Source organism: Companilactobacillus kimchiensis (assembly GCF_001438805.1).
Classification (GTDB): Bacteria; Bacillota; Bacilli; order Lactobacillales; family Lactobacillaceae; genus Companilactobacillus; species Companilactobacillus kimchiensis.
Window position 1 is genome coordinate 1 of sequence record NZ_JQCF01000005.1, and the last position, 14,034, is coordinate 14,034.

At 35.2% G+C, this 14,034-nt stretch carries 15 protein-coding genes; 1 reads left to right on the plus strand and 14 read right to left on the minus strand.

Annotation, left to right across the window (positions count from 1 at the left end):
• Nucleotides 1–14 precede the first annotated feature (14 nt).
• From IV57_RS03720 to IV57_RS03755, 8 genes are all read right to left on the minus strand, one after another.
• Nucleotides 15–596: a TMEM175 family protein gene (locus tag IV57_RS03720; RefSeq protein ID WP_057880158.1), complete on the minus strand. Its 582-nt coding sequence runs from the start codon at nt 594–596 to the stop codon at nt 15–17.
• 646 nt (nt 597–1,242) lie between these two features.
• The gene (locus IV57_RS03725) at nt 1,243–2,169 is read right to left on the minus strand and encodes an ABC transporter ATP-binding protein (RefSeq protein ID WP_057880159.1); all 927 of its coding nucleotides are present in this window, start codon (nt 2,167–2,169) and stop codon (nt 1,243–1,245) included.
• On the minus strand, nt 2,169–3,215 hold the full coding sequence (locus IV57_RS03730; protein WP_057880160.1) for an ABC transporter ATP-binding protein: 1,047 nt from the start codon (nt 3,213–3,215) through the stop codon (nt 2,169–2,171). The genes IV57_RS03725 and IV57_RS03730 overlap by 1 nt, the downstream gene beginning before the upstream one ends.
• 16 nt (nt 3,216–3,231) lie before the next feature.
• Nucleotides 3,232–4,257 (minus strand): ABC transporter permease, encoded by a 1,026-nt coding sequence (locus IV57_RS03735; RefSeq protein ID WP_057880161.1) that lies wholly within the window; start codon nt 4,255–4,257, stop codon nt 3,232–3,234.
• On the minus strand, nt 4,257–5,189 hold the full coding sequence (gene opp3b, locus IV57_RS03740; RefSeq protein WP_057880162.1) for an oligopeptide ABC transporter permease: 933 nt from the start codon (nt 5,187–5,189) through the stop codon (nt 4,257–4,259). The genes IV57_RS03735 and opp3b overlap by 1 nt, the downstream gene beginning before the upstream one ends.
• A gap of 23 nt (nt 5,190–5,212) precedes the next feature.
• Entirely contained in the window at nt 5,213–6,847 is a 1,635-nt protein-coding gene (locus tag IV57_RS03745) for a peptide ABC transporter substrate-binding protein (protein WP_057880163.1), read from the minus strand.
• A gap of 236 nt (nt 6,848–7,083) precedes the next feature.
• On the minus strand, nt 7,084–8,379 hold the full coding sequence (gene hflX, locus IV57_RS03750; RefSeq protein ID WP_057880164.1) for a GTPase HflX: 1,296 nt from the start codon (nt 8,377–8,379) through the stop codon (nt 7,084–7,086).
• A 537-nt stretch (nt 8,380–8,916) separates the two neighbouring features.
• Nucleotides 8,917–9,126, minus strand: coding sequence for a hypothetical protein (locus tag IV57_RS03755; protein WP_057880165.1), 210 nt, complete (start codon nt 9,124–9,126; stop codon nt 8,917–8,919).
• Nucleotides 9,127–9,261: 135 nt separating this feature from the next.
• Between IV57_RS03755 and IV57_RS03760 the strand changes: the two genes are divergently transcribed.
• Nucleotides 9,262–9,612 (plus strand): hypothetical protein, encoded by a 351-nt coding sequence (locus tag IV57_RS03760; RefSeq protein WP_157051894.1) that lies wholly within the window; start codon nt 9,262–9,264, stop codon nt 9,610–9,612.
• Nucleotides 9,613–9,624: 12 nt separating this feature from the next.
• On the opposite strand, the gene IV57_RS03765 is transcribed toward IV57_RS03760, so the two are convergent.
• The 6 genes from IV57_RS03765 to IV57_RS03790 all read right to left on the minus strand — a co-directional run bounded on the left by IV57_RS03765 (nt 9,625) and on the right by IV57_RS03790 (nt 14,026).
• Nucleotides 9,625–9,945, minus strand: a complete 321-nt coding sequence (locus IV57_RS03765; protein ID WP_057880167.1) for a bacteriocin immunity family protein — start codon at nt 9,943–9,945, stop codon at nt 9,625–9,627.
• Nucleotides 9,946–9,976: 31 nt separating this feature from the next.
• Entirely contained in the window at nt 9,977–10,552 is a 576-nt protein-coding gene (locus IV57_RS03770) for a hypothetical protein (protein ID WP_057880168.1), read from the minus strand.
• A 21-nt stretch (nt 10,553–10,573) separates the two neighbouring features.
• Complete coding sequence (locus IV57_RS03775; RefSeq protein ID WP_057880169.1) at nt 10,574–11,122, minus strand: hypothetical protein; 549 nt, start codon at nt 11,120–11,122, stop codon at nt 10,574–10,576.
• 110 nt (nt 11,123–11,232) lie between these two features.
• Nucleotides 11,233–11,823 carry a hypothetical protein gene (locus tag IV57_RS03780; RefSeq protein ID WP_057880170.1) on the minus strand — a complete coding sequence of 197 codons (591 nt, stop codon included), beginning with the start codon at nt 11,821–11,823 and terminating at the stop codon, nt 11,233–11,235.
• 173 nt (nt 11,824–11,996) lie between these two features.
• On the minus strand, nt 11,997–12,746 hold the full coding sequence (locus IV57_RS03785; RefSeq protein WP_057880171.1) for a response regulator transcription factor: 750 nt from the start codon (nt 12,744–12,746) through the stop codon (nt 11,997–11,999).
• Nucleotides 12,747–12,751: 5 nt separating this feature from the next.
• A complete protein-coding gene (locus IV57_RS03790) occupies nt 12,752–14,026 on the minus strand; it encodes a GHKL domain-containing protein (protein ID WP_057880172.1) in 1,275 nt (424 codons plus the stop codon).
• Nucleotides 14,027–14,034 lie beyond the last annotated feature (8 nt).

Sequence of the window (14,034 nt, forward strand, 5' to 3'; positions counted from 1 at the left end):
TCGGTAATTAAAAATTACCTCCTACTCGATTGGGTGTTACGAATATTAGGCAATAATAATTCTAAGGCAACCCAGAAAAGTGCGGTTACACTGACACCCAAGAAGGCAATTTCAGGCCACCAAATGGCAAGAAAACTAACAATTATTTGAACTCCAATTAAGGACCAAAAGGCTAAATTACCGGCGCTAGGGATAACTCGCTTAGTAATTCCCTTATTAATTTCTGTAGAAAATAGTCGGAATGATAAATTGGTTAGCAGGAATGAAAGTCCATAAAGTATTTCTGGTGGGGCACTGTGTGGAAAACGTCCGACCCAACCAGTAGTGAAAGGAATGAAGGACATGGTCAGCAACAATAGACCATTGATCCATAACACGCGGACATTGGGTTCCTTGAGTTGAACAAGCATCCAATGGTGAGTGACCCAAAATGAAAAGATTAAAATAAAACTGACAACATAAGCGATGAAGGTTGGAATTAATGGTTGCAGTGCATTCCAAGTCGAATGTTCTGGGACCTTTAATTCTAAAACCATGATCGTCAAAATAATGGCAAAGACTCCATCTGAAAAGGCCTCTAGTCGTGATTTACTCATTTATAATTTACCCCCTCAAGTAAACATGTGAATTTCATTTATTATCTTACAATATTTATTAATAGTATGGCATTACAAGCTATTAATAAGTAGAAACTAGGTCGCAAAGTCGATTTTTCTTCACAATTAAGTACCATTTATTTCGTACTTTCCAAACGTTAAGTTCATATTTTCCCGTTATTATATAAGCATAGTCAAGAAACGAAGAGGTAACTCTTCAATGACTATATTAAATAGATAATTAACTAACTGAAAAAATCCTATGAACTAATCTTTTATATATCCTCCCCCAAAAAGACAACAAATAGAATTTAAAAATATATTTCCTCCCCAGAGATATAGTAGAATTTAAAAACGAAAGAAGATAAAGCCTATGAAAAATAATCTAAATACGAAAAGAGCTAGCCAATCGGCTAGCTCTTTTACTTTGTAAAATAATATTTTTGGTATTGGATTTTGTAGGATTTGAATTTGTATCAGATACATTGATCAATGATGTCTGCACGCATCGTTGATTTCCGTTTTCTTATTGAAACGAACTGCAATCAACAGCTTTCTGTGCTTACTACGTATTGGCAACGACTTGCTTTGCAACTCATAACCGATACTAGGTAATGCTCAAAAGCTAAACGTTGATTTCCGTTCTCTATTTCTTATACTTAGCGGCTTCTTCATTACTGCAATAAAGGAAGTGACCAGGTAATACTTCTTGAAGTCTTTGATCGTCCTTGAAAGGACTCTTGTGATCAAAGTCGATTCTTGTTCGTTGCTTTTCAATTTCTGGATCAGGAACTGGAATGGCTGACAAGAGGCTTTGAGTATAGGCATGTAATGGATTGTTGTAAATCTCATTAGATTCAGCCAGCTCAACGATTTTCCCACGATACATAACAGCGATACGATCACTGATGTATTTAACCATGGAAAGATCATGGGCGATGAAGAGGTAAGTCAAACCTTGTTTCTTTTGAATATCTTGCATCAAGTTAACAACCTGAGCTTGGATAGAAACATCAAGGGCTGAGATAGGTTCATCGGCAATGATGAATTGGGGATCAACGGCCAAAGCACGGGCAATTCCGATACGTTGACGTTGACCACCGGAGAACTCATAAGGGTAACGAGTCATATGCTCAGGATTTAAGTTAACCATGTCGAGCAATTCACGGACTCTTTGGTCACGTTCTTGGTCATTTTTGACAAGATTATGAACATCAAGACCTTCGGCGATAATATCCTTAACTTTCATTCTGGGATTCAATGAAGCGTATGGATCTTGGAAAATCATCTGCATTTCACGACGGAATTCCTTCATCTTAGGACCGTGACTCTTGATCTTACTGATGTCTTGGCCGTTGAAGAAAATGTGACCATCAGTTGGGTTGTAAAGTCTGATAATACTACGTCCAGTGGTACTTTTACCAGAACCAGATTCCCCAACGAGTCCAAAGGTTTCACCCTTATAGATGTCAAAGGAAACATCATCAACAGCTTTAACTTCATTAGGTTTACCAATGTTGAAATATTGTTTTAGATTTTTTACGGATACGATTACTTCTCTGTCATCTGCCATTATTTAGCATTGCCTCCTAATTTCTTAAACTTCTCATAACGATTGAGAATTCCTGCTGGTGGTGTAACTTTTGGTGCATCTGGATGAAGCAACCAAGTAGCAGCAAAGTGATGCTTGGATACTTGGAAAAATGGTGGTTGTTGTTCTTCATCAATTTGCATAGCGTACGCATTACGTGGTGCAAAGGCATCACCTGCTGGTGGGTCCAATAGGTTTGGTGGAGTACCAGGAATTGAGTTCAAACGAGCATCTTCGTTGGTATCTAGGGTAGGCATTGAGTCTAACAAACCCCATGTGTATGGATGTTGAGGATTGAAGAAAATATCATCAACGGAACCATATTCAACGAAACGACCGGCATACATGACAGCTACACGATCGGCGATACCAGCGACAACACCCAAGTCATGGGTGATGAAAATGATTGAAGTACCAATTTTTTGTTGTAATTCTCTTAATAGATCGATGATTTGTGCTTGAACAGTAACGTCAAGGGCAGTAGTTGGTTCATCAGCGATTAGTATTTCTGGATAATCAACGATGGCAATTGCGATAACGATACGTTGACGTTGCCCACCAGAGAATTGGTGAGGGTAGTCATTCATTCTGGCTGCAGGGTTAGGAATTCCAACCAAGCGAAGAACTTCTTCAGCACGTTTTAAGGCATCTTTTTTGGAAACGTTATTGTGAATCAAAAGAGGTTCAGCAACTTGTTTGCCAATTGTCATAGTAGGATCAAGAGATGTCATTGGATCCTGGAAGATCATCGAGATTTTGTTTCCACGAAGATTATCCATTTCCTTAGCATTCTTTTGAAGTAGATCATCACCATGATAAAGGATTTCTCCTTTAGAGATTGTGGCGTTTGAGGCCAATAATTGTAAGATTGAACGAACTGTGATGGACTTACCAGAACCAGATTCACCAACAATAGCTAAGGTTTCACCGGCATTTAAATGGAAGTTAACACCACGGATGGCATGGACGACACCATTATAGGTGTCAAAATCGACATGCAAATCTTTTACTTCTAGAATTTTATCCATTACGATTTCTCCTTAGTTAGTGTTCAGATGATTGTGGGTCAAAGGCATCACGTAAACCGTCACCTAGAAGGTTAGTGGCAATCATGATAATACTCAAGATAATAGCTGGAGCCCACATTTGATATGGTAAGAATCTGAAGGCTTTTTGACCATCTGATAAAAGTGTACCTAATGATGCGTTTGGTGCGGGAATACCAATACCAATGAAACTTAAGAAAGCTTCGAAGAAAATGGCATTGGGGATAGTGAACATTGTTTGAATGATGATTGTTGAAGAAAGGTTAGGAATTAAATGTTTAGTAGCAATCTTAGTAGATGATTCACCAAGTGTTCGAGCTGCTAAAATATATTCCTGTTCCTTCAATTGGAAAGTCTGCGCCCGGACCAGACGGGCCATGGTTACCCAACCAGTGATAGCAATCGCAATAACGATTGATGTTAAACCTGGTTTTAAGACGATCATCATCAAGATAACAACGATCAAGTTAGGAACTGATGAAACAATTTCAACGATACGTTGCATGAAGGTATCAGTTTTGCCACCTTTCCAACCAGAAACGATACCGTAAGGTACCCCGATTAGAAGGTCAACTAATGTAGCAAGAACGGCAACGATTAATGAAAGTCTAGTACCATAGATAATTCTTGAAAGAAGATCACGTCCAAGGTAATCAGTACCAAGGATAAATGAAGTTCCCTTAGGTGCACCGGCCTGCTTGTAAGCATCGACCATTTTGCCACCCATATTTTGATATCCATTCATACCAGGGATATTCAAATTACCTAATTTAGGAGGGAGGTTAGACATGGTAACATTTTGAGCATTAGGATTATGTGGAGCAATGATTGGGGCAAAGATTGAAATTAAGACAATGATTGAAATTAAGGTTAAACAAACAACCGCAACCTTGTTTTTAAACAAACGACGACGAACATCTTGCATGTATGTAAGTGCCGGTGTGCTGATTTTTTCTTGTTCAGCATTATTTTCATCATGAACTAATTTAAATTTTTCCTTGGGAGTTTGAGGAATCTGTTCCATTATTCTTTACCTCCATTTCCTAGTCTAATTCTTGGATCGATTAGTCCGTAAAGGATATCGACGATCAAGTAAACTATGATTAATAAGAATGAATAGAAAATTGTAAGACCCATGATTGTAGGGTAATCATTTGTTGTAATAGATTTAACGAATTGTTCACCAATACCAGGAATTGAGAAGATGTTCTCAACAACCATTGAACCAGTCATAACTGAAACAGCCATAGGACCAATGATAGTAACAACTGGAATCAACGAGTTACGAAGTGCATGTTTAGTAACTACTTTCCAAGAAGAGTTACCTTTGGCTTTGGCTAACTCGATGTAATCACTACTCATAACATCGACCATCTCAGTTCTCATGAACCGGGCGACAGTACCTAATGGTAAAGCTGCCAAGGCGATTGTTGGTAGGATACTTGATTGGAAGTTATCCCAAAGAGCAACTGGGAAAATTCTCCATTTGTAAGCTAGGTAGAATTGAAGTAGTACGGCTAAAACGAAAGATGGAATTGATAGTCCAAGGATTGATACGAAAGTTGCCAAGGTATCAGCCCATGTGTTCTTACGAATAGCAGCAACGGCACCTAGTAGGATACCGAAAACAGTACCAACGACCATTGCTTGGGCACCAATTTGCATTGATGGAGCAAGTCTTTGACCGATTAGAGCTGTAACAGGTTCATTGTTAAATTGGAAAGAAGTTCCAAGGTTACCTTGTAATAATCCACCCATATAACGAACATATTGAACAAATACCGATTGATCTAATCCATACTGCGCTTTAACGATCTTCAATTGATCCGGTGACATCCGGTTCTGGTTAGAGAACGGAGTACCAGGAAGCAACTTCATTAAGAAGAATGTTAATGAGGCAATAATGAAAAGGGTCAAAAAGAGGTAAAAAATTCTTTTGAGAATATATTTAGTCATTATTTAATCTCCCTCGCCTTTGATTATTTTTTGAAAGTAGTAACAAGGTTATAACTACCATTTGGTGTAATTGTGTAGTTCTTAACGTTAGTTCTAGTTAAGTTAGCTTGACTAGATTGATACAAAGGAATGGCACCTTGTTCATCGTTCAAAATCTTAGTTGCTTGTAACATATCTTGCCATCTAGCTTCTTCGTTAGTGGCATCAGTTGTAGCGGATTTATTAACTAAATCGTCATATTGTTTATTTGAGTACTTACCATTATTTTGAGGATTACCAGTTGTGAAGATACCTAAGAATGTGTATGGATCTGGGTAATCAGCATTCCAACCGGTAACAACCATGTCGAAAGCACCTGATGTAGATTTATCTAGACGTGATTTAAATGGTACGTTTGATAAGGTGATGTTAATACCAGGAAGATTTTTCTCCATTTCACCTTGTAAGTATTCGTTTTGTTTCTTAGAACCGTCAGTATCATCACCTAGAAGTGTGAAATTGAGATTCTTTTGACCGGTTTCAGCGATACCTTCCTTCCAAAGCTTCTTAGCTTCGGTTGGGTTGTAGGTTGAATACTTGCTAGTTGATTGAAGAGCTTTTTCCTTAGTGAAATCAACCTTAGTCTTAGGATTGTATGACATACCTTCAGGAATAATAGTATTTTCAATACTACCAGTCTTACCAAGCACATTATTTGTTAATTGATCACGATTGATCGACATTGAAATAGCCTGTCTGATTTTGGCATTTTGGAAGAATTTGTATTTCTTTTGGTTAAGTTCGATATAGAAGTTAGCTGCTTGTTTATCAATAGAGAAAGTCTTGTAATTGGAAACTTGACGAGCAGTGTCACCACTGATTTTTTCAAGACGGTTGATACGGTTAGCATCGTAAAGGTTTAAACCAGTATTAGCATCCTTAACAACGTAGTATTGAACCTTGTGTAGTTTAACTGCTTTAGCATTCCAATACTTGTTATTCTTAACTTCAGTCCAACTGTTATTTGAAACAGTCCAGTTAACTAGTTTGTAAGGTCCGTTGAAGACCATACCAGCGCTCTTTAGACCATATTGTTTGCCGGCCTTTTCTACAGCTGGTTTGTATTGAGGGTAGAATGTTGAATTACCCATTAAACTATTGAAATATGGGATAGGATCTTCAAGAGTAACTTGAAGTTTGTAAGGTCCTAAGGCTTTGATCCCCAAAGTATCTACGGGCTTCTTACCAGCATTGATCTTATCAGCGTTGAGAATACCAGAATAGATGTAGGCATATTGAGAAGCTGTTTTAGGATCAACAGTTCTGCGCCATGCGTAAACGAAATCGTTAGCTGTAACGGGTTTACCATTTGACCAGTTAGTATGTTTCAAGTCGAAGGTATAAGTTTTACCGTTATTAGTAGGCTTAACAATCTTCTTAGCTATGGCAGGTTTTAATTCTTTACCATCAAATCGGTAGAGACCTTCCATAGTGTTGGTAATATTTTGAGCCCCGATAACATCGGTGTTCATAGATGAATCCATTGTTGCAATAACATCACTGGAACTGATTGATAGGGTGTCTTTGCTATCTTTTTCAGAAGCGGAACCACAACCACTCAGAACTAAAGCTAATAGAAATATCGGTAACAATGTAAGTAAATACTTCTTGTATTTCATTGTTCAACCTCCCTAAAATAATTATTATTAGAATACACTAATGAATATTAAAAACAAGTGCCCTTAATTAGAAAAAATCTAATGTTTATAAAAGAATAATACATTTTGGGATAAATTGCAAAGAAAAACGTGGTTAAAGTGAGATTCATTCAACATTATTATAACAGCAAAAAAAAGACATCCAACCCAATTTTGGATTAGATGCCTTAAAATTAAGATTATTTAATTAGAAAAAATTAATTCTGTTCCAAATCAGTTTGGACGTATTTATTAAATCTTTCTAATTCTTCGGGACTGAGGTTGGCCTTGATTAAGGAACCATCATTTGTAAACTCCTTTGTGAGCACTTGTGAGTTTCTAAGAACTTCTTCAGCAAGTTTTTGATCACTATAAGGAATCAATAGTTTAGTTTCTTGGTAATGAGCGAAAACCCTTTGTTTGATCAACCCAACTAGCTTACTGATTGAATCTTTGTCGATAGCTGAGTAATAGATATTATCTCCCTCAATAGAAGGGAATTCTTGACCAGGTTTCAAATCAGCTTTGTTGAAAGCATAAATCATTGGCTTATCAACGACACCGACTTCCTTCAAGGTCTTCTCTGTAACTTCGATCATATTTTGCCAATGTTCATCAGAAACATCGATAACTTGAATTAAGAGATCAGCATTTTGAGCCTCTTGCAAAGTAGTTTTAAATGATTCAACTAAATTGTGAGGTAGTTTGCTAACAAAACCAACAGTATCAGATAATAGGAAACTTGAATTATCCTCAAGATCTATTCGGCGAACACTAGTGTCAAGGGTAGCGAAGAGCATATCTTTTTCAAAAACCTTACGATCTTGAGAGTCTTCTTTATTGAAGTTCAAGATACCGTTCATTGTAGTTGATTTACCAGCATTGGTATAACCAACTAATGAAACTAGAGGCAAAGTCGTATTAGTTCGACGTCTACTTTGAATATCCACAGTTGTATCGACCGTTTTGAGTTCGTTACGTAAAAGGGTAATTCTATTTCTGATAACACGGCGATCCAATTCTAGTTTAGATTCACCAGCACCACGGTTAGCTAATCCACCGGAGGCAGATTGTTGATCCAATGGGTTACCTGATGGATGAATTCTAGGTAATTGATATTTTAATTTAGCAATTTCTACTTGTAACTTAGCTTGCTTAGTTTGAGCACGATTAGAGAAGACTTGGAGAATCAATTCTGTTCGGTCCATGAAGATCAGACCAGTTTCTTTTTCAAGATTTCTGATTTGTGAAGGGGTCAATTCATCGTTTAAAACGATAATTTGAATGTCGTCAGCATTGGCGATTTCCTTGATTTCAGTAACTTTACCAGAACCAAAGTAAGTTTTACCACTGACACTGTTCACATTTTGGACAATTGTGTCGGCAACTTCCATATTATTTGCTTCCACTAGGGCAGCTAGTTCTTGCATCGTATATTCAAAGTCAGGCTGTAGATGGCTGACACCGGCAACGATGACGCGTGTTTTTTCAAAGGTTAATTTAGATTCTTTCATGTATCCTCCTGGTGGCACTTATTACCCCGGGGATAAGAAATGCCATTTTATTATATAGTTGTTGAAATGATATTAGTCTTTAAGCGCATGATGAAAATACCATCCTTTCATAAGCTGTAATAAATAATAACATGTAAGAGTTTGAAACGCCATATAATAGGTAGGAAGCGATTTCTAACGTTGTTAAGAATTCCGCCTTCTCCAAAATTGGGATTTGGCTGGAACGTAGTGGGCACAACTTGAAGGCTCTTGTCCCAAGAGTCTTCAAGCTTGGTCTTATGCTAAGCCAGCAGAGTTCACTGACCAAGAATAATTTCACTACTGAGCCAATCCCAGTTTTTGCTCCAGGCTAGTGTCTTAGTATTTATGAAATATATTTAAGGATATAAAAAGGGTTATTCCGATTAATTTATCTAATTAGAATAACCTGATATTTTCCTTTAAAATGACTACATAAGTTAAATTGAATTCAAATATCTTTTAATTTAAACAATAATTTCGATTTTTGTGGAAGACGGCAGTGAATAATCCAAAAAATTACAAAATAGGAGTTTGGTCATCTTCTGATTTTTTAGGCTTTGGTGTGTGGAACAGGCTCAACAAAAAGAACACAACGGCTGAAATGATAAAAATAGCATCAACTAAGATCCAAGTTGATTTGATTGAATGGTTGATAAAAATTAATCCAACAACGAGCATGGTAACGCCGTACCAGAAGTTGATAGTTTTATAAAATTGCTTATTCATATAATTAATCTCCAAATATATTTCTCAAAAATGTATACGTTTTATTATACACCATGGAGCATTTGAAAAATGTTTCACTTAGTCGTATCTATTATTGAAAAAATCAGTTATATTTGTATATGGGTGAAAAGACAAATGGATTATTCAAAACAAAAGTTACTACTATCAATATTAATTGAATTCAAAATTTCGTTTAACAAACAAATTAATGAATCAATAATTAATCAAGAGATTGATGGATTTATCAAACAGTCAGTTGATGAACTCGCTGACAAACAATTTCGAGGTTCATTGTTTGATAAGGAAGTTGATAAAATAATTACCAAAGTTAATCAAGCAAGGACTGAGGATGAATTGGTCTTTAATGATTATACTGGTCGTCTCTGGGAAGCTATTCTCAAAATAACTGAACGGACAACTAGTTTTGAAACAGCTTATTCTTTGATTGATATCTTGGGTTCAAAAAATGCTTCTCTTAAATTATAAGAGAGGCATTTTTTAATTGAGTGATCCAAAGGTAATATGAGTTGCAATCAAACCATAACCAAGGTTTAAATCACGTAGGCGTTTACGATCCATTGTTTTTAATTTTCCTTTGATATATGAATAAAGAGTTCGATTGGCCGTTGGTAATGACATCGGTGCTATAAAATTATCATGATAATTTTTGTAAATCTCAACACAAACGTCTATTTCATCGGTACCATTTAATAGCCTTTGAGCACTTTTGAAAAGGTCTTTTTTGTATTCCTGAGGTTGATTGGAAAGGTCTTCTTTGTATGAAGCATCGATTAAATCGAACAATTGTGAATTTTCCAATTAAAAGCATCTCCTTAAATATTATTTTGACCTAGAATTTTTCCTTAACTAAATTAACTTTTGTATTAGTGTTGGTTTCCAATAAACTAATTACTTGTTTAATACTCGTTTTATCCTTTGCATTTTTTGATAAATCCAAAGCTACTTCTTGATTATTATTTAATTTAAATGCCAAATAATAAGGGCTTTCGAAATGTTCTACCATTGAACCAACAACATAAAAGCTAGCTGAAATGGGACCATTAGGACCAATTCCCTCAGGAACAGTCATTCCTTCTCCGACAACTAATGAAATTGACTTAATTGTCGGATATTTTACTAATGATTCCTTAGTAACAATAGGTAATAAAATTGCTTTGATTTTTTTACCTATCGTGGTGTAATCATAATAATGCAGTCCTTGATCATCCACTTTCCAGTAACCATAGGAACTACCAATATTTAGAGAATAAATAATTGGTACTATTATCAGAGCAAAAACCCCAAATACTGTTGCTATAGTCAGTTGATGTGATACTAAAAACATTATATAACCAACGATTAGACTAATAATTAGGCATAATAGTAAAGGAAAATAATTAATCTTTCGACCAAATTGTAAACTCATATCAATCACTATCCTTAATTTTTATTCTTGACCTAAAACTTTGAGTAATAGATTCAATTTATCAATTGTTTTGTTGCGACTGTAGGTATAATCACGAGCAATGCTCATATTAACGGTTGAACCATCAATCAGATTTAATCTGACAAAATCAGGATGATGCGCCATGGAAATTGCACCGGTAAAGACCCCGACAGCAGCTGTGTAAGGCAAAGCCATTGGTATTTCAAAGCGGTTGTCTAGATCACCAATGAAGGTAATCGATTTGATAGAATTTTTGTTAATCGTGGTATATTTTGATAATGGTGGCACCAACATACTTAAGAGACGATTGTTCCATTTATCAACATCGTAATATCTAATTCCATCACTATTGACGTCCCAATAAACGAAGAGAATGGGAACATTTAGAAAATAGTAGCCAAAGAAAACGATACAGAAAAAGACAAAGCCGACGCCTAATCCATAGAGACCAGAGTTAAGTACATCAGCGGTTGGATAACCAGCGATTAAACCAATTAACAAACTAATTATTAATGGACGATAAGAAACTCTTTTACCAAACTTCAACATAATATGACCCTCTTTTAAATTCAAGTTTTATTATCCGTACCAGTTAAGAATAACCTGTTTGAGAACTGGTAAATGTATAACATCTTGAATGCCTATTTTTTATTCCTGAATTAACTTAAACTGACGTTATGATTGTTGTGGTAGTTGATTTTAATCTGAGTATTATCAAGACTGTCGAAGAATTGATCTAATTTTTCGAGGGTCTTTTTAGAGCCGTAAACATAGTCACGAGCAATACTTAATTCGATTGTCTTGCCATCATTCATAGTTAGAACTAAAGTGACAGGTTTTTTGATCATTGAAAGAACAGGTGTTAAAACAGCATAGAAAGCTGAATACTGGGCGGCATAGGTAACTTGTTCGGGTTTTACCAACTTACCAGTAACGGTGATTGATTGAATGTCCTTTTTATTGATGGTTATCAATTGATTTTTGAATGGTAAGAAAATCATTGAGAGACGATGAGAAATACTAGTCATATCGTTATATTTGATAATATCTTGATCGGCTTCCCAATAGTTAAAGGTGACAGGTAAACTAGGTAAATAATAACCAAATAATACGATTGAAAAGACTGCTAAACCAATTAATAATCCTAGACCTAAATCGTTAGTTACTCCAAGTGCAATGATAGGAATCAAAGCATAATAGAAGCTAATTAAAATAGGTCTGTATGAAACTTTTTTTCCAAATTTAAACATAAGATTACCTTCTTTGAAATTTTAATTAATAGTTTTAAATCAAAATCCAATCAGTGAAAAGGCCTTTTCGTTTCCCTCTTGCACCTTGAGTATAGTTGCTGTATCAAGGGAAATGCACGCACTTAATGGTTGCAAAATTCCAAACAAAAAGCACACCGTTATAACGGTGTGTTTTAAAGTGTCTGCTGAATAATATTTTTAAGCTTCTTGGATTTACCAATTGAGAACTTCCGAGAACTACCATCAGCAAAACCAACTTCTCTAATTGAGAAATCGACATGGTGGATATTTTCAGGATTGATCAAACAGGAACGACTGATTCGGAATAAGAACGTATATTTAGTTTCTAGTTCACTCAGTTTGCCGTAAAATTCAAATTTGCCATTAGTTGTATAAAGATTCAGGCGATGGGGGATATCAGATGCTTCTAAGAAAACCACCTCTGATTTATCTAAATTAAAAACTTGTGTCCCAACTTCAAAGGAGAAGCCTTTCTTTTGAACGGTTCTGGTCTCATCAATGATTTGCTTAGCGTAATCTAAAGTATCGTAAATCTCTTTGCGATAATCATCTAGTGGTTGGTCCTTGGCAATGAAATCGAGGGCAGCCACTTTTCTTTTTAAGGTCAAAGGGGCTAATTCATCATGAGTGGTTACAAAAATAATTTCGGCTTGAACGTCTTTTTTACGAATGATCTCCGCTAATTGAATACCATCAATCTCAGACTTTAAGTCGATATCTAAGAAATAAATACCATTTTGTGGTTCAGCTTCATTGAGATAGTTGCTGACTTGTTCTGGTTTGGAAGCTTGTAATTCAACTTTAAAGAGGTCGCTATGAAATAGGATATAATTTTCTACTAAAGTATCCAGTTGTTCTAATTGAATCGGATCGTCTTCGCACATGATGATAGGATAACTCATAATAATTAATCTCCTTTGGTGATTAGTGTGATATGAAATCTAAACCACTTGTCATTTTTACTATATTGGATAAAAATATTGGAATACTTTTTTTTCAAATTTTTAATATGTAATTTTTCTAAACCATCAGTTTCCTTCTTAGTTGTCGGTACCTTGCTGACGGTGTTATTGATTAAAAAGGCCAACTGTTGATCTTCTTTAGTGATGGATAATTGAATTGCACCATGTTCTTGATCCTTAGTGTACTCGATAGCATTGTCGATTGCCTGACTTAGCAGATTGATCAAATCAAGGATATTGATCGGAACATCGGTTAATTCATCGTAGCAATTGAAGTAACTGACAATATTATTTTTATTGATAGTATTTAATTTACTAATAAAAAGACTCTTTAAATACGGATTTTTGACGTTATTCAAATCTTTATAAAGATCCATCGAGAGGTTGTTGAGATAGTCGTCGGAGTAATTTTCCAGATTATCTAAAGCTTGGTTCATCGCGTCATAATCTTGTTCATCCGCAACTGTTCGCAAACTAAAGAGTAAATTTTTATAATCGTGTTTAAAATGACGTAATTTTAATTGATCTTTCTCGAGACGGTCAGTATATGACTTGAGATTTTCAACCTGTTCCTCAGTAAATTTATCTTGATAAACTTTCTTTTGGCGCCGACGAGAAATGAAGAAAATAATGATGATAAAAAAGGCCTGAATTAATATAAAAAGTAGAATTCCTGCAATCAAGATGGCATATCTAAGATTGAAATGTTGTAGGAATAAATACATCATGTCGAAAGTTATATAGATATAACCCAAAATAATACCGGTAATAGCTGACTTTCGAGTTTGGAAGTAATTAGTTAGTTTAAAGTAATTGAAAAAATAGACAAAAGCTGAAGCAATGACAAAATACATTAGATTAATTACCAAAGAAATCTCATAAGATCCTGACAAATTAGTAGAATAAAAATGAATTAAAATCGCTATTGATATCATTGTGATGAGAAATCTAATCAAAACACTTAGAACGATGATATTAATCAAATAATAATCGGTTCGTTTGTGATTCCCAAAGCTAAAGTACATCAGAATCATAATGAAGAAAATCCCATAATCTCGTAAAAAAACATTTAAAATAATCGAAATAATTAAGAGTATCAAGGAAGTGATGATTCTTCGTTGGGCTGATATTTTGGCATGATAAAGTAAATTAAAAATGTAATAAAAAATTGACCATGATAAAAACATTACTAATAAATTTGGTCCAATAATAGATGGCATCGGATATC